General features: G+C 59.5%; 15 protein-coding genes and 1 tRNA gene. 9 read left to right on the top strand and 7 right to left on the bottom strand.

Annotated elements, in window-relative coordinates; translation table 11 throughout:
- The first annotated feature begins 282 nt into the window (after positions 1–282).
- The 3 genes from GSQ80_RS01030 (at position 283) to GSQ80_RS01020 (ending at position 4,504) form a co-directional block, all read left to right on the top strand.
- Complete coding sequence (locus tag GSQ80_RS01030; protein ID WP_158785661.1) at positions 283–1,107, top strand: TlyA family RNA methyltransferase; 825 nt, start codon at positions 283–285, stop codon at positions 1,105–1,107.
- A gap of 174 nt (positions 1,108–1,281) precedes the next feature.
- Positions 1,282–1,752 carry a BLUF domain-containing protein gene (locus tag GSQ80_RS01025; RefSeq protein ID WP_158785660.1) on the top strand — a complete coding sequence of 157 codons (471 nt, stop codon included), beginning with the start codon at positions 1,282–1,284 and terminating at the stop codon, positions 1,750–1,752.
- A gap of 127 nt (positions 1,753–1,879) precedes the next feature.
- Entirely contained in the window at positions 1,880–4,504 is a 2,625-nt protein-coding gene (locus GSQ80_RS01020; protein WP_174241289.1) for a hypothetical protein, read from the top strand.
- 92 nt (positions 4,505–4,596) lie between these two features.
- Here GSQ80_RS01020 and GSQ80_RS01015 read toward each other — a convergent pair whose 3' ends face one another.
- A complete protein-coding gene (locus tag GSQ80_RS01015) occupies positions 4,597–6,411 on the bottom strand; it encodes a protease pro-enzyme activation domain-containing protein (protein WP_158785659.1) in 1,815 nt (604 codons plus the stop codon).
- A gap of 253 nt (positions 6,412–6,664) precedes the next feature.
- Between GSQ80_RS01015 and GSQ80_RS01010 the strand changes: the two genes are divergently transcribed.
- Positions 6,665–7,525: an NAD(+)/NADH kinase gene (locus GSQ80_RS01010; protein WP_158785658.1), complete on the top strand. Its 861-nt coding sequence runs from the start codon at positions 6,665–6,667 to the stop codon at positions 7,523–7,525.
- A 110-nt stretch (positions 7,526–7,635) separates the two neighbouring features.
- Here the strand turns inward: GSQ80_RS01010 and GSQ80_RS01005 are convergent, their stop codons facing one another.
- Positions 7,636–7,893 carry a hypothetical protein gene (locus GSQ80_RS01005; protein ID WP_158785657.1) on the bottom strand — a complete coding sequence of 86 codons (258 nt, stop codon included), beginning with the start codon at positions 7,891–7,893 and terminating at the stop codon, positions 7,636–7,638.
- 55 nt (positions 7,894–7,948) lie between these two features.
- Between GSQ80_RS01005 and GSQ80_RS01000 the strand changes: the two genes are divergently transcribed.
- A complete protein-coding gene (locus GSQ80_RS01000; RefSeq protein ID WP_158785656.1) occupies positions 7,949–8,311 on the top strand; it encodes a glyoxalase/bleomycin resistance/extradiol dioxygenase family protein in 363 nt (120 codons plus the stop codon).
- Between the two features lie 202 nt (positions 8,312–8,513).
- On the opposite strand, the gene feoB is transcribed toward GSQ80_RS01000, so the two are convergent.
- From feoB to GSQ80_RS00975, 5 genes are all read right to left on the bottom strand, one after another.
- Positions 8,514–10,427, bottom strand: a complete 1,914-nt coding sequence (gene feoB, locus GSQ80_RS00995) for a ferrous iron transport protein B (RefSeq protein ID WP_158785655.1) — start codon at positions 10,425–10,427, stop codon at positions 8,514–8,516.
- On the bottom strand, positions 10,424–10,702 hold the full coding sequence (locus tag GSQ80_RS00990; RefSeq protein WP_254059380.1) for a FeoA family protein: 279 nt from the start codon (positions 10,700–10,702) through the stop codon (positions 10,424–10,426). The genes feoB and GSQ80_RS00990 overlap by 4 nt, the downstream gene beginning before the upstream one ends.
- 121 nt (positions 10,703–10,823) lie before the next feature.
- Positions 10,824–10,900 (bottom strand) — tRNA-Arg (locus GSQ80_RS00985).
- A gap of 75 nt (positions 10,901–10,975) precedes the next feature.
- On the bottom strand, positions 10,976–11,245 hold the full coding sequence (locus GSQ80_RS00980; RefSeq protein WP_158785653.1) for a hypothetical protein: 270 nt from the start codon (positions 11,243–11,245) through the stop codon (positions 10,976–10,978).
- A 31-nt stretch (positions 11,246–11,276) separates the two neighbouring features.
- Positions 11,277–11,774 carry a TlpA disulfide reductase family protein gene (locus GSQ80_RS00975; protein WP_158785652.1) on the bottom strand — a complete coding sequence of 166 codons (498 nt, stop codon included), beginning with the start codon at positions 11,772–11,774 and terminating at the stop codon, positions 11,277–11,279.
- 39 nt (positions 11,775–11,813) lie between these two features.
- Here GSQ80_RS00975 and GSQ80_RS00970 point away from each other — a divergent pair, with 39 nt between their 5' ends.
- From GSQ80_RS00970 to folE, 4 genes are all read left to right on the top strand, one after another.
- Positions 11,814–12,875 (top strand): glycosyltransferase, encoded by a 1,062-nt coding sequence (locus GSQ80_RS00970; protein ID WP_158785651.1) that lies wholly within the window; start codon positions 11,814–11,816, stop codon positions 12,873–12,875.
- A 336-nt stretch (positions 12,876–13,211) separates the two neighbouring features.
- A complete protein-coding gene (locus GSQ80_RS00965) occupies positions 13,212–13,625 on the top strand; it encodes a 6-carboxytetrahydropterin synthase (protein ID WP_158785650.1) in 414 nt (137 codons plus the stop codon).
- A complete protein-coding gene (locus tag GSQ80_RS00960) occupies positions 13,622–14,068 on the top strand; it encodes a 6-carboxytetrahydropterin synthase (protein WP_158785649.1) in 447 nt (148 codons plus the stop codon). The genes GSQ80_RS00965 and GSQ80_RS00960 overlap by 4 nt, the downstream gene beginning before the upstream one ends.
- 199 nt (positions 14,069–14,267) lie before the next feature.
- Positions 14,268–14,930, top strand: a complete 663-nt coding sequence (gene folE, locus GSQ80_RS00955; protein ID WP_158785648.1) for a GTP cyclohydrolase I FolE — start codon at positions 14,268–14,270, stop codon at positions 14,928–14,930.
- Positions 14,931–15,135: the final 205 nt, after the last annotated feature.

Here is a 15,135-nt window from a genome sequence, read left to right as displayed (position 1 = left end):
CGCCCAAAAACCCCGTCATCTCGACCGAAGGCATCGATCTAATCCACCGCGAACTCCGTCATCTCGACCGAAGCGAAGCGCAGTGGAGAGATCCCTGCATTTGCATTTGCACCTGCTGTTTCTCGTTTTTCGCCGTCATCCTGACCCGAGCGTAGCGAAGGGGAAGAACCCCCGCATTGGCCTTTGCTCTTGCATTTGCTTTTGCAGTCGCATTTGCCCTTGCCGTTGCCCGCCGCACAAACCTCACCACCACTCCGCTATCCTGTCCACTGACACGCACGCATGAAACTCCGTCTAGACAAACTCCTCGTCGACCGCAATCTCGCCGCCTCCCGCGAGCGCGCCCAGGCCATGATCATCGCCGGCCGCGTCCTCGTCAACGAGCAGCGCGTCGACAAATCCGGCGCCTCCGTATCAGTCGACGCGACCATTCGCCTCCTGGGCGACGACCTCCGCTACGTCTCCCGCGGCGGCCTCAAGCTGGAAGCCGCCCTCACCACCTGGAACATCTCCGTCGAAGGCCTGGCCTGCGCCGACATAGGAGCCTCCACCGGCGGCTTCACCGACTGCATGCTCCAACACGGCGCCGCCACCGTCCTCGCCGTCGACACCGGCTACGGCCAGATCCACCACAAGCTCCGCACCGACCCCCGCGTCACCCTCCTCGAGCGCACCAACGCCCGCCTCCTAACCCCCGGCCAACTAACCCTTGGCCCAACCCAAAATCCGGGTGCCCCGGGTCCGGACTCTCGGACCTGGGCTGGTGACGAACCACTGCCTCTCTCATCCCGGATCACCTTCTTCGCCATGGACGTCAGCTTCATCTCCGCCACCCTCGTCCTCCCCGCGGTCATCGCGGCCCTCGCTCCTCCCGAAACCAAATGGCAAGGCGAAGCCGTCCTCCTCGTCAAGCCCCAATTCGAAGCCGGCCGCGAGCACGTAGGCAAAGGCGGCATCGTCCGCGACCCCGCCGCCCACCAACTCGCCGTCCACCGCGTCGAAGACGCCGTCCGCGCCCTGGGCGGCCAAGCCCTGGCCCTCATCGACTCGCCCATTCTCGGCATGGAAGGCAATCGCGAGTTCCTCCTCCACGCCCGCTTCGCCTGACAACGTCTTCAACCTGCGACTCTCCGATTCACCGCCACGCAGAAGGCGGGGACTGTCCGTGAACGGTGCAGCCACGAGCGCTGCTAAAGAACCGGCACAACCTGCCGATGAAGTGTTCGTACAGTTCGTAAAGGTTCGACAGGTGCAGTAGTCAGGTCTCATCAGAAGGTAGTCATGGAAACGCAATCCCTGGAACACGTCATCTATGCAAGCGTTTCAACGCAGGACTTCGGAGCACCGCAACTAACCGAGCTTCTGGAGAAAGCCCGCGTCGCGAATGAACGGGCCGGCCTGACGGGTATGCTCCTGCACACCGACTCCGACGGTAGCTTTTTCCAGGTGCTCGAGGGCGAACCTGCCGCCATCGACCATCTCCTGCAAAAGCTCAGCCGGGATGTGCGCCATTCTCACTTGACCATCCTTATCCGTGAGCCGATCGCCGAGCGTGCATTCGCGGATTGGACCATGGGGTTTGCCAGCGTCTCTCCAGAAAAGCTAAGAAAGATCTCTGGGCTCAACGACTTTTTCAGCGGCGGTTCCTGCTTCACAGACCTCGATGCAGGTCGCGCCAAGAGGCTTCTTGTAGCCTTTTCGGAAGGCAGTTGGCGACCCAAGCATCTGGGCGCGAAATCGACGGCTGCCTGACCGGGACACAACTCGAGCATGAAGCGGCCTCGCTAAGCACTCATAGACCCATCAAAATCAATCCCTTACCCCCATCTGTGTCGGGTCCACAACCTACCCGCTCCCCACGGCGTCTAAACCAGCCGATATGAAACTTTATTCGGTCGCAGCGCTCGTCTTAGCGGCATTCCTCACTCCAGCCCTCCACGCTGCCGACGCAGCGCGCTTCGACCTCGTCGGCCCCAAGATCGACATCCGCATCACGCGCGGAGGCACCACGCTCCCCATCGCCCAGGTTCCCAGCCTTCAGGCCGGCGACAAAATCTGGATCAAGGCCGACCTTCCCAGCACCCAATCCAACCACCTGCTCATCGTCGTCGCCTTCCTTCGCGGCACCACCAACGAGCCCCCAGACAACTGGTTCACCGAAATCGACACCTGGGACAAGAAGACCATCGAAGGCACCACCGTCGTTGTCCCTGAAGGCGCCGAACAAGCCCTCATGTTCGTAGCCCCGCAAGTCGGCGGCGACTTCAAAACCCTTCGCTCCGCCGTCAAAGGCCGCCCCGGCCTCTTCATCCGCGCCGACGCAGACCTCAACGAGGCCTCCTTCCAGCAGCAGCGCATCGAGCGCTACCTCGCCGCCATGAAGACCGTCCCGCAGGATGACCCCAAGGCCATCCAGGAGCGCTCCGCCAAGCTAGCCGCGACCCTCGCCCTCAAGCCCAACGCCGACTGCTTCAAGCAGCCCGTCGCCCAGCAGGTCGTCTGCCTCACCCAGTCCAGCGCTCCCATTCTGCTTGACGACGGCCACGGTGCCGGCATCGCCGAAGCCCTCTCCAACGGCCCCGCCTCTGACTTCATCAACCAGGCCTCCTACACCGCGCCCGCCGGTGGTGGCCTCTACTCCGCCTACGTCGGCGCCATCGTCGACGCGGTCCACCTCATCAGCACCCTGCGCACCGCGCAATACCAATACATCCCCGGCCTCAGTTTCCCCGAAGGCCAAACCCTCAACCTCAAGCTCAACGCGCCGCCCTCCTTCCACAAGCCCGACTCGGTCATCGTCATCGGCCTGCCTGCGATCCAGAAGGCAATCCTTCCGCCGCTCCATCCCGCAGACCCCAACCAGGTAGCCTGCCTCTTGCAGCCCAAAATGGTTCTCTCCCTCCAGGGAGCACCGCTGGTCTTCGCCACCAGCTTCGCCCACGACCTCGTCCTCCACCTCAATCGCACCGGCGGCGTCACCGAGCTCCCTCTCTCCGCCGACCCCGCCCAAGGTGGTTTAGTCGTCGACAAAGACAAGAAGCGCGAGCCCCTCCGTCCCAACGAGCCCCTCAAGGCCACCCCCACGGCCAGCAAAACGCCCGCCAAGGCCGGCAATCCAACCGACCTCACCGTAACCGGCACCGTCCGCGGCTACTGGGGCTTCGATGCCTTCGAAGGCCCCACCGTCACCGTCCAGCAAGTCGCCGGCAAAGATTGGAAGATCGTCGGCAACACGCAACTCCTCGCCGGACAGGACAACAAGCTGACCCTCACCGGCCAGGGCACTGGCTGCATCCAGCACATCGCTCTCTCCAGCGACAAGGCGAAAGATGTGGACGTATCCTTCAAGCCCGACCCCGACAAATCCAAGAAAGATACCCTCGCCCTCGCCGTCTCGCTCAAGACCGTCGAGCCCGGCGGCTACGCCCTGGCCATCCAGCAATTCGGCGACGCTAACCGCGACAAGGTTCCCCTCACCGCCTACACCGCCGGCATCACCGTAGGCGACCTAAAAATCCACGCCGGCGACACCACCGCGACCCTCTCAGGCGAAGGCCTCAAAAACGTAGCCTCCGTCGAAATCGACAAGCAGACCTTCACCCCAGCCGCCGACAGCAACGACGAAATTCTCCACCTCGAATCCAAGACCGGCGTCTCTCCGGCAGCCGGCTCCGAGGCCGTGGTGAAGCTAAAAGACGGCCGCACCATGAACGCGAAGATCTCCGCCTCGGCCGCGCGCCCCAGCCTCAAACTCGTCTCCATGAAATCCACGCCAGCCGAGCAGTCCGGCGCCCTCGCCGTCACCCTCACCAACAAATCCGACATCCCCCTCAACGGCACCGTCACCTTCGTCGTCCAGACCAAGGACGCCTTTCCCCGCGACGAAGCCATCGAAGTCTCCACCGCCAACAACGCCGTCCACACCAAGCTTTCAGTCGCCGACAACACCCTCGTCCTCCAGGACGCGAACACCGCCGTAGCCCATCTCGACCCGCTCAAGGCCTTCGGTCAATCCGCCTTCGGCCGCCTGGCCATCCGCCCCGTCCAAGCCGACGGCACCACCGGTGAATGGATCGGCCTAGGCACCCTCGTCCGCACGCCGAAGATCACCGGCATCAAATGCACCGACGCCAACGCCCCCACCTGCGCCCTCAACGGCGACAACCTCTTCCTCGCGCAATCCTTCGCGGCCGGCAAAGACTTCGCCAAGCCCACCGACGTCCCCACCGGCTTCGCCGAGACCACCTTCAACGTCCCCACCCCCACCGACGGCACCACCCTCTATCTAAAGCTCCGCGACGACCCAACCAACACCGCGACGGTGACCCTCCCCACCCCGCTGCAGAAGTCCGCCCAACCCGCCAAGCCCGAGCCCGCCGCGCAAGCAACCCCCGCCGCAGCCTCCGCACCACCAACCAAGCCAGAACCATCCCCTGCGCCAACCGCAGCAGCATCTCCCGCCGCCACCCCACCCGCAACCGCAGCGCCAGCAACTCCCCAGTAGCCGACCTTAATTGCCCATTACGCGCGAAAGCCGTTTCCTTAGGGGGAAACGGCTTTTGCGCGTACTATCTGCCGCCCAATCTACAGAACAGCCTATGGATTGCTAGGCGTCTGCGGGATCCCAGCCGACGGAACCTCGGGAGCCAGCAAGAAGTCCTTGCCATACAGCGTTCCATTGCCCAGCACGCGGTTATAGCCCTCGTTCCCGGAGCTATACAGGCCATTGAAGCCCGGAATGCCCCAGTGATAAACGTTCTTAATCAGCCGAACCGATTGCAGCGCCGAGAGCGTGTAGATGTAGGCGTTTTCATTGCCCACCCGGCCGCCGGACTTCTCGATGTTCAGCGCTGTCAGCCCAGCGAACGCGGGCGCCGCAGCGCTGGTGCCGATCACGCCGTAAAACCCTCCCGCGAACGCCTCGACGTCAGAGCTATCATCCGCGCTGCAGGTCTCTGTAAATCCTGGCGGAACTCCGGGGCAGCCACCCATATGCAGCGCGACATCGGGAACCGTACGCGTCCCTCTACCCGTCGGCACGAACAACTGGTAGAAGGGCTTGGCGAAGACAACGCTGTCGCCGCCGCCCGATCCAAAGTACGCTCCCGTCGCCGTCGTGCCGTACTGATAGTCCCCCGAGATCGAGTCCGCATACGCCTCCTCGGACACATACGCGGAGTTCAGGTCGTTGGGATTATTGGCGTCGAAGACCGTCTTCAGATTGGTGCCGCCAACGCCGGTAACATGTGGGCTGGAAGCAGGGAACTCGACCGACGCCTGAAAGGTACCGCAGGGTGTAGGCGCATTCTCAGAGAAGCATGCAGCGGACGGTATCGATAGCGCGCCAAGGTCGCCCGACGACGCCACGAACGTAATGCCCATCGCATTGCCCTTCGCCATGATCTCGTCTTCGGCCCGAAGCAGATAGGTGAAGTCCTCGCCCGAGTTATAAGCCGCCGTATAAGCCAGCTCAGGCCCGCCAAACGATATGCTCACCACGTCGACCTTGTTGTCGCTCACGATCTTGTCCAACCCGGCAATAATCGAGTCGTCAGAGAGATCGGGAATGTCGTACACGGTGATCTTCGCGTCCGGCGCCATGCCGCCACTCTGCTGCACGTCGAGCTCCGCCTCAAAGGATGAGTCGGAGTTGGGATCGAAGGGCTCCCCACCCAGCACTGTCTCGACGGTGATCTTAGGAACGGCGAGCCCCTCATGGCCGAAGTAAGCTGCCATGTCGCTCGCATTGATCGCGCTCGGAATAAGAATGCCGATCTTGCTCCCCTTGCCCGAGTAGCTTTTGTACGACGGGAAGGTATACGCCTGCTTCAGATCATCGAACCAGTAGCTACCTGCGGGCGAGTAGCGGTTGGCCGTCGACGCTGCCTTCTTCGCATGCGTATGCTGCCGCACCGTCCCCGAGAGTCCAGTCAACATCGCGCCCGCACTGCTCGCGACGGATGGCAGTGAAACAGGTCGGGCCGCAAAGACCACGCTCCGTCCTTTAGCCGTAACTCCGTGGACCAGCGGCGCACCCAGCGCCTCCGTGACCAACGCACCGGAGCCGCTCACCTGCAGCAGCTGCGGCGAAATCTGCGTGACCGTCAGCCCGTAGCGGCTCATCTCCTGGGTGACCGCAGCCACCGTCTCTGCGGAAGGTCCGAAGCGTGTCTGGATCTGCGCCGGCGTCAGCCACTGGTGGTATTGCGCTGAGCCCGTCGTCTGCTGGTCAGCCAGAAGTTGTTCCAGCGCCGCCTTGTGCGCGAGAGGAATATAGAGCTCGAAGGTGACCGATTCGGACGCGGTAACTTCCGAGACAACTGCTGCCTTCCTTTGTGCGTTCGCCAAAAGTCCCGAGGAAAGGCCGACGTACAGGGCCCATCCAGTCAATGCAAAAAGCTTGACCTTCATATGCACACCGCCTCGTGTGGAGTGCCCAAACGTTACCACGTTCGCATCTGGCTTGAAAAGAAAGTTTCCTCTAGAACAGCTGCCCCGAATTGTGCACGGACTTCCGTGGTCAATCGGCTAACCGGCCCACCCGTACCACCCCCTCGCGGTACACTCATCTCACCATGTCCCAGGCAGCCATCCCGAATCTCCTACCCCAACCCAGCCGGGGCCTTCCTCTACGCTCTACTCTCTACGCTCTACACTCTGCCCTATGCCCAAGGTAGCCATCATCTCCAAGCCGCAGAAGCCTGAACTGGAGTTCATCCTCACCGAACTCCTCGAATGGCTTACCCGCCACGGCTTAACCCCCATCCTTGAGCCCGACAGCGCCGCCTACATCGGCCTCACCGACCAGGCCATTGACCGATGCGACCTCGCCGCACACGAGCCCGTCCTCGTCATCTGCCTTGGCGGTGATGGCACCCTGCTCTCCGCCGCGCGCGCCTTCGCCCTCACCACCACCCCAATCCTCGCCGTCAACCTCGGCTCTCTCGGCTTCCTCACCGAAGTTCCCCTCGCCGAGCTCTACGACACCCTCGACGCCTGGATGGCCGGCACCGCCGTCATCGACGTCCGCAGCTTCATGCACGCCCGTCTCTTCCGCGACGACGAACTCCTCCGCGAATGGGACGCCCTCAACGACGTCGTCCTCTCCAAAGGCGCCATCGCCCGCATGGGAGAGTTCGCCATCGAGATGGACGGCCAGTTCGTAGCCCGCTTCCGCGCCGACGGCGTCATCGTCTCCACCCCCACCGGCTCCACCGCCTACACGCTAGCCGCCAACGGCCCCATCCTGATGCCGACCGTAGATGCGATGGTCCTGACGGCCATCTGTCCCCACCTACTCACCATCCGCCCCATCGTCTTCCCCGGAGACACGGAAGTAGCCGTAGTCGTAGACGTAGTCCCCCACGAAACCTACCTAACCGTCGATGGCCAGGAAGCAGTCGAGCTGATCCTCAACGACCGCATCCTCTGCCGCAAATCCAGCCGCAACGTCCACCTACTCCGCCTCCACCCCAACGGCTTCTTCAACGTCCTCCGCAGCAAACTAAAGTGGGGCGAGCGCTAACCTCCTGCCAAACGACGCGCAACCTGTGTCCTTACCCCGAACGCCGTCATCCTGAACGTAGTGAAGGACCCCTGTAGTTGCGGTTGCTTTTGTCGTTGCTTTTCTTTCTGTCATTCCCTCTGGGAATCTGCTTCTTCTTTTTCCGTTGCGTTTGCTCTGGCCTTTCTGGCTGTCATCCCGTAGGGATCTGCTTCTTCTTTTGCTGTTGTTCTTCTGGCTGTCATCCCGCAGGAATCTGCTTCTTCTTTTGCTATTGCCGTTGTCGTTGTTCTTCTGACTGTCATCCCGTAGGGATCTGCTTCTTCCTTTGCCCTTGTCGTTGTCTTTGCTTTTGCGTCTGAGATAGGTCCGGGCTTTAGCCCGGACAATCCGAGGCCGCAAAGCCTGGGGCTTTAGCCCTTGGGACTTTCTTAGGAGACGTCCATGCCCACCCAACAAAAACTCCTGATAGCCGGTCAACCCATCCCCGAGCTACCCGTCGCCGACGTCGAACGCGCCCAACAACACTACCGCGACATCTTCAACTTCGAAATCGCCTGGCTCACCCCAGGCAAAGAAATCGGCGCCGTGACAAACGGCACAGCAACCATCTTCTTCCGCAGAAGAGAAGCCCCCTTCGAGCCCGCCATCCACTGGGTCTTCGCCGAAGACATCGATGCCACCTACCAGGACCTCCAGACGACCGGCGCCAACATCGTCGACCCCCTCGAACTCAAACCCTGGGGCATCCGCCAGTTCACCGTCCAGGACCTCGACGGGAACATCTTCTACTTCCATCACGGCTAGGGAACGCCACCCGCCGAGGCGCCGTTTCAAACCATCGCAACACGAGTCAAGCGTCCTTGACACTCGAAGTCAAGTTTCCTTGACAACGAAGTCAAGTGTCCTTTACATTTGCACCCCATTTGGTGCAAGAAACAACGCGCATTTCTCATCAAGACCAGGCTGAGTACGTCGATTTGGGTCACGAAACCCACCTAAAGCAACACTAAAACAATCGGGAAATCACTTGATTTGCCACCAGCGCAGCTACATACGCCACCGTCGTCATGTAGCAAAACTGCAGCGCCGGCAGCTTCCAACTATTGGTCTCGCGCCGCACAATGATCAGCGTCGACGTGCACTGCATCGCGAAGGCAAAGAACACCACCAGCGCAATCGCCCCACCGAGTGTAATGTCATGCCGCAGAGCAACTTGCAGCCCCAGCGAGTGCGTAGCCGGGTCCATCCCATAGAGCGTCCCCAGCGTCCCCACGATCACTTCCCGAGCCACGATTGAGCTCAACAACCCAATCCCAATCTTCCAGTTGAATCCCAGCGGCCGAAGCAACGGCTCAATCCAATGCCCTAAGTGCCCAATAACACTGGTACTTAGCGCCGAGAACTGCCCTCCATGGATCGGCAGAACACTCAACACCCACACCAGGAACGTAACCCCCAGGATGATCGTTCCAGCCTTCTTTAAGAACAACTTACCGCGGTCATACAGCCGCAACCCCAAAGACGTCACTGTAGGCCACCGATACTGCGGCAACTCCAGAATGAACGGTGCGTGGGAAGCCTTCATAACAGAAGAGTTAAGCATCTTTGCGGTGATCAGCGCCGCCAGGAATCCAATCACATAAAGCCCCAGCATCAGCAGCGCACGAAGCCCAAGAAGACCGCCCAAAAACCGCTGATTCGGGATAAATGCGGCAATAATCAGCGTATAAATCGGCAAACGCGCCGAACAAGTCATAAACGGCGCAATCAAAATCGTAGCAATCCGCTCCCTCTTATTCTCGATGGTCCGGGTAGCCATAATTGCCGGCACAGCGCACGCATATGCTGATAACAAAGGAATAAACGCCTTACCGTTCAACCCGATCGACCGCATCACACGGTCCGCAATCAACGCCGCGCGAGCCAAATATCCAGAGTCTTCCAGGATCCCGATAAACAGAAACAGCAACAAAATCTGTGGCAAAAACACCAAAACCGACTGCACGCCATTCCACAACCCATCGCGCAACAAAGCTCGCAACCAGTTGTCAGGCAACAACATAGCAGCCTTGGCGCCAGCACCTGTCAGGAATGTCCCCATACCGTCACTAAGCGGCTGCCCCAGCGTAAACACCACCTGAAACACCGCAATCACGACCACCAGAAAGAACAATGGCCCAAAAACCCGGTGTAACAGCACGCTATCCAGCCGCCGCGTCCAAAGCGAAGCCGCTGGCGATTGATACTTCGTGCGCGCAGTAACCTGCGTAGCCCAGCTACGGCACGACGCCGCGCTCTGCAACACGGGCAGCTGAACAGGCCGTAAACCATCATCCAGCTTGCTCCCCGCGCGCAGCAGAAAGTCAGGAATCGCCTCGAGTCCCCTACCCTGTGCGGCACTGATCAATGCCACTGGATGCCCCAATTCACGGGCCAAAGCGAGCGTATCGATCTTCCCCCCGCGCGCCTCCAGTTGGTCCGACATGTTGAGCAAAACCAGCGTAGGAAGCCCAATCGAGAACACCGGCGCTGCCAGCATTAGCTGCCGATTCAGATGGGTGGCATCGAGCACCAACAGCACGCAATCCGGCTTTGGAACGCCGGGCATCTTGCCGGTCAAGACTTCAACGGCAACGCGAGCGTCCTCGGAGTATGTAGCAAGGCTATAAATTCCCGGGAGATCAATCAGCGTCAGGTCATTCCGACCGATGCTCTTCATGCGTCCGGAATGATGTTCTACCGTGACGCCCGGATAGTTGGCCACCTTCTGGCGCATGCCAGTGAGTCGATTGAACAGGGTGGACTTGCCGCAATTCGGTGGGCCAATCAGCGCAACCGTTCGCATGCGTGGCGTGGCGCCAGGCGGGGTAGGGATCTTCTCCTGAAGGGGCTCGGCGACGGCTGTGACGTGGCAGCTCATGCAGCCTCGATTGTTTCAGTCGGAAGATTATCCGCTGTGTCTGAAATCACGCGAAGAAAGATGTGCTTGGCGGTTTCGTTGCGAAGGCCAACCTCAACCCCGTCAATGCGATACACTCGCGGATCGCCTGCCGGAGCGCGCCGCAGAATCTCAACGCTCGTGCCTGGAAGGAACCCAAGGTGGGCAAGGTAATGGCTCACCTCGTCTGGCAGATCGACGCGTTCCACCACGCCTGCGCTGCCTACTTTCGCGTCACTCAGAGCCAGAACATCCATCGAACCACATATCCGACCAAGTTGGTCCTCTTTACTATACGACATCCAGAGGATTTTCGTCGGACTTTAATGGCTCGCAAGCCGTGTAACTGGCGGCAGCGGGATTATGGGGGGAGAGTCATGGTGCGCCCGGAAGGATTCGAACCTCCGACCTACTGGTTCGTAGCCAGGCGCTCTATCCAGCTGAGCTACGGGCGCACATTGCAAGGATGCAACTAAGTAAGAATAACCGATGGCAGCGCTGCGATCAACTTTAGCTTGCGCAGACGCTGTTTAGCTTGCTGCGGGCGCGGCTGCGACTGGCTCTGGCTGTGGTGGCAGCAGTGAGACGCGGTCAAGTATGTCCAGACCGGAGCGGCGCAGGAGTTGATGGACGATGGGCTCGGTCAGGCGGGTTGCGTCATACTCCACGCGAATTGTTTTCTCCGCTTCGTCAACTTGAAGGTGGCGTATTCCGTAGACTTTGCGAACTTGTGCCAGCGCCATCATTGCGGCCTCGCTGGGCACCGCGCCGTACTGATACATCACGTCAAGCTGTGTCATGGTATTGATTTTACAGCTTGGAACGCTCAGCCTACGAGTTCAGTTTCTGGATGTATTTGAGGAAGCCGGGGCTGGTGAAATCCTGCGGACCAATCAACTTTCGGCGGATGATGCCGCGTTTGTCGATGATGTAGGTTTCAGGGAATTTGAAGCTGCCGTAGAGCTTGTTGGACGTCTGATTTTCATCGAAGACGGTGAGCAGGGTGAGATGCTGCTGGGCGACGTAATGCTGGTACTTTGCGAAGGCCTCGTTACTGGAGATGGCTACCACCTGGACCTGGGGCATTTGCTGTTGAAAGGCCTGCAGACTGGGCATTTCTTCGACGCAGGGGGCACACCAGCTGGCCCAGAAATTGAGCACGATTACTTTGCCTTGAAGACTTTGCAGATCGACGGCGTGCTGTCCGTCGCTAATGGAAAATACCGGGGCTTGCCGGCCGATTTGGTCGGAAAGAGTGCCTCGATCGCAGCCTGTCGCGAGAGTGCAGATTATTGAGACCAGTAGACCTGCACGCTTGAATTGCCGCATAATTCGCACTCCTCGCATCAGTTCCTATAATACGAAGTTGTGAACGACACAGCTAGTTCGACTGATTTTTCGGGGGTTATTCAGCTTTCGGTGATTGTGCCGGCCCGGAATGAAGAGCGGAACCTTCCTAAGTGCTTGCAATCGTTGCTTTTGCAGAGTGACGGGTCGTTTCTGCTGGGACGGGACTGGGAGTTGATCGTGGTTGATGACGCGTCGGTGGATGGGACGCGGGCGATTGCGTCGGGGTTTGACGGGGTGCGGGTGCTGGAGGCTCCGGCGCTTGATTTGAGCGCGGAAACCCGCGTGTTTACTGGGAAAACGAACGCTTGCTGGTTCGGCGCGGAGGCTTCGACGGGGCGGTATTTGCTGTTTACGGATGCGGATACGGTGCATCAGCCGGGGGATTTGGTGCGGGCTTTGGAGGAGATTCAGGGGCGAAATGTGGGGCTTTTGTCGTATTCGCCGCGGCAGATTGTGTCGGGCTTCTGGCAGCGGGCGTTGATGCCGCTGGTGTTTTCGGAGCTGGCCAGCGTGTACAAAACGGCCGACGTAAATGATGCAAATAAGCGACTTGCGGCTGCTAATGGACAGTTCTTGATGGTCGAACGGGAAGCTTATTTTGCTGTCGATGGGCATCGGGGGGTGGGGCGGTCGGTGCTGGAGGATGTGGATCTGGCTTATGCGGTGAAGCGGGCCGGGAAGGGGATTTGGTTTCGTTATGCGCCCGATGCTTTGAGTACGCGTATGTACTTTGGATTCAGTGACATGGTGGAGGGGTGGACGAAGAACCTGGCGCTGCTGTTTCCGCATGCGTTGACGCTGGCGGCTTGGCGGCTGCTGGATATCGCATTGTTAATGCTGCCTATCTTATTGATTCCATTGCATTATTTGGCTATGTGGCAGCAGGGGGTGATCCTGCTGATCTGGGCTCGGACGCTGCTTCGGTACTATACCCGGGTGCGGCGATCGAACTTTAGTCCTTTAGATTGTGCAAGTTCTGTGTTCGCGCTGCCGTTGTTTATTGGGTTGCTGGTGTGGAGCTGGGTAAAGCATCGGGTGCTGCATGAAGTGGCGTGGAAGGGGCGGGATTACCGGATTTAGGGTGAATTTCGTGTGTTTCAGGTAAGACACAGCCCGGTTTCGGGTACTCAGCGACATGTTTAGCCCGGTTTCGGGTAGCGCAAAGGGGGTTCAAAGGGGTCTCAAATGGACGAAAAGGGGGCTGAATGTCAAGCGTGCTTGACAGGGTTGTCAAGGATACTTGACAGGCTTGTCAAGGGAGCTTGACAGGGTATTCTGGGGAGCGATTGTCACGCGAAGTTGCCCGGGCCGCGGACCTGCCCAGGCGACGCTGCCCGCATCCGCACCTGGTCGACGGCATCCAAACAAGTGTCTTCACCTGGTCGAAAGAATCTCTGATCCTGCAAACGGAAATCTATGATCCTGCTAACGCGCAAAGCCGACTTCTCTGCCGCCCACTTCTACTGGAATCCTGCGTGGAGCGAGGAGGAGAATGCGCGGGTGTTTGGCAAGTGCGCTAATCGCCAGGGGCATGGGCATAACTACACGCTCGAGGTGACGGTGGCGGGCGAGATCGATCCGGTGTCGGGGTTTGTTGTGGATTTGAAACAGCTCAAGGACATTCTTGAGCGCGAGGTGGTGTCGGTGTATGACCATCGGCATCTGAATTTCGAGGTGCCGGAGTTTGAGCATGTGATTCCGACGACCGAGAATATCGCGGTGGCGATCTGGCGGCGGCTGGAGGGAAAGATTGAGCACGCGAAGCTGCATCGCGTGCGGGTGTACGAGATGCCGGATCTGTTTGCTGATTTCTATGGCGAGGGCGCATGAGCCGGGTGATCGCGCACTTTTCGAGACGGTATCATTTCAGCGCGTCGCATCGGCTGCATGTGGAGGCGTTGTCGGAGGAAGTGAATCGCGCGACGTTTGGGAAGTGCAATAACCCGTTCGGGCATGGGCATAACTACGTGGTGGAAGTCACGCTTTCGGGGCCTGTGGATGCGGTGACGGGGATGGTTGTGAATTTATCCGACCTGGATTTGTTCGCACAGCGGGAGGTACTGGATTTGTTTGACCACGCGAATCTGAATACGCTGGAGGCGTTTCGCGACCGGGTGACGACGACGGAGAATGTATGTGTGGAGATGTGGAGTATCTTCTCGCGTTTTGCGGAGTCGAAGGATTATCCGCAGGTGCGGCTGGAGCGTATCCGCATTGAAGAGACGGGAAATAATTCCTTTGAGTACTTCGGCGAGGGAGCGGCGGTGCGGTGAAGCACCTTCTAGCTAAAGGTAACTGCCACGGCAAGAGAAGAAGCAGATTCCCAGAGGGAATGACAGAAAGAAGGGCAAGAGCAAAGGCAGAGGCAAAGGCGGAATACAGGGGTCTCTCCACTACCCCTTCGACTATGCTCAGGGTTCGGTCGAGATGACGAAGTTTTGGTGGTAGGGAATCGAAGAAAGGCTGGACGACATGGCTACCAAGTTTGAGCTCGACGAAGAGTTGAAGAATGGAACGGCGAAGAACGGCAACGGAATCGCCGCGGTGTCGGCGCCGGATGTTGCGCTGACTTTGCAGGACGCGAGTGTGCAGGCGATTTATGCCGAGCTGTTGAAGCGGATGGGTGAAGATCCGACGCGGAATGGGCTGCAGGAGACGCCGAAGCGGATGGAGAAGTCCATGGCGTTTTTGACGCAGGGATATCAGCAGACGGTGGAGAGTGTGCTGCATGGCGCGCTGTTCGATGTGGATTATGACGAGATGGTGATTGTGCGGGACATTGAGTTTTATTCGCTGTGCGAGCATCATTTGCTGCCGTTCTTTGGCAAGGCGCATATTGCGTATGTTCCGAATGGCAAGGTGGTGGGATTGAGCAAGCTGCCTCGGATTGTGGATGTGTTTGCGCGACGGCTGCAGGTGCAGGAGCGGCTGACGCAGCAGATCGCCGAGGCGGTTGAAGACGCGATCCAACCGCAGGGCGTGGGCGTGGTGATTGAGGCGCAGCATCTTTGCATGATGATGCGCGGGGTGGAGAAGCAGAGTTCGCTGACGGTGACTAGCTCGTTGCGCGGGGTGTTTAAGACGCAGTTGCAGACGCGGAGTGAGTTCCTGGAGTTGGTGCAGGCGCGGAGGTGAGGGTCTGCGCGGACGGTGGGAGTTTCGAGTGGTGGGTGTGCGCTTTCGCCAGGCGAGGGTGGGAGCGAATGCAGAGATGTCCCAGGGGCTAAAGCCCAAATGAGTGGCGGCCTGTTGATGTCCGGGCTAAAGCCCGGACCTATCTCAGAAGCAAGGGCAAGTGCAGAAGCAGATTCCCAGAGGGAATGACAGAAAGAACAACAAG

This window comes from Granulicella sp. L46 (assembly GCF_009765785.1).
In the GTDB taxonomy this organism is placed as follows: Bacteria; Acidobacteriota; Terriglobia; order Terriglobales; family Acidobacteriaceae; genus Granulicella.
This window is presented reverse-complemented; position numbering and strand designations above follow the sequence as displayed.

Excerpts from the sequence above, each read along its gene's own strand:
- GSQ80_RS00980 (WP_158785653.1), bottom strand. The coding sequence starts at position 11,245 with ATGACACAGCTTGACGTGATGTATCAGTACGGCGCGGTGCCCAGCGAG.
- feoB (WP_158785655.1), bottom strand. The coding sequence starts at position 10,427 with ATGAGCTGCCACGTCACAGCCGTCGCCGAGCCCCTTCAGGAGAAGATC.
- GSQ80_RS01000 (WP_158785656.1), top strand. The coding sequence starts at position 7,949 with ATGCCCACCCAACAAAAACTCCTGATAGCCGGTCAACCCATCCCCGAG.
- folE (WP_158785648.1), top strand. The coding sequence starts at position 14,268 with ATGGCTACCAAGTTTGAGCTCGACGAAGAGTTGAAGAATGGAACGGCG.
- GSQ80_RS00965 (WP_158785650.1), top strand. The coding sequence starts at position 13,212 with ATGATCCTGCTAACGCGCAAAGCCGACTTCTCTGCCGCCCACTTCTAC.
- GSQ80_RS00975 (WP_158785652.1), bottom strand. The coding sequence starts at position 11,774 with ATGCGGCAATTCAAGCGTGCAGGTCTACTGGTCTCAATAATCTGCACT.
- GSQ80_RS00960 (WP_158785649.1), top strand. The coding sequence starts at position 13,622 with ATGAGCCGGGTGATCGCGCACTTTTCGAGACGGTATCATTTCAGCGCG.
- GSQ80_RS01020 (WP_174241289.1), top strand. The coding sequence starts at position 1,880 with ATGAAACTTTATTCGGTCGCAGCGCTCGTCTTAGCGGCATTCCTCACT.
- GSQ80_RS01015 (WP_158785659.1), bottom strand. The coding sequence starts at position 6,411 with ATGAAGGTCAAGCTTTTTGCATTGACTGGATGGGCCCTGTACGTCGGC.
- GSQ80_RS01025 (WP_158785660.1), top strand. The coding sequence starts at position 1,282 with ATGGAAACGCAATCCCTGGAACACGTCATCTATGCAAGCGTTTCAACG.
- GSQ80_RS00990 (WP_254059380.1), bottom strand. The coding sequence starts at position 10,702 with ATGGATGTTCTGGCTCTGAGTGACGCGAAAGTAGGCAGCGCAGGCGTG.
- GSQ80_RS01010 (WP_158785658.1), top strand. The coding sequence starts at position 6,665 with ATGCCCAAGGTAGCCATCATCTCCAAGCCGCAGAAGCCTGAACTGGAG.
- GSQ80_RS01030 (WP_158785661.1), top strand. The coding sequence starts at position 283 with ATGAAACTCCGTCTAGACAAACTCCTCGTCGACCGCAATCTCGCCGCC.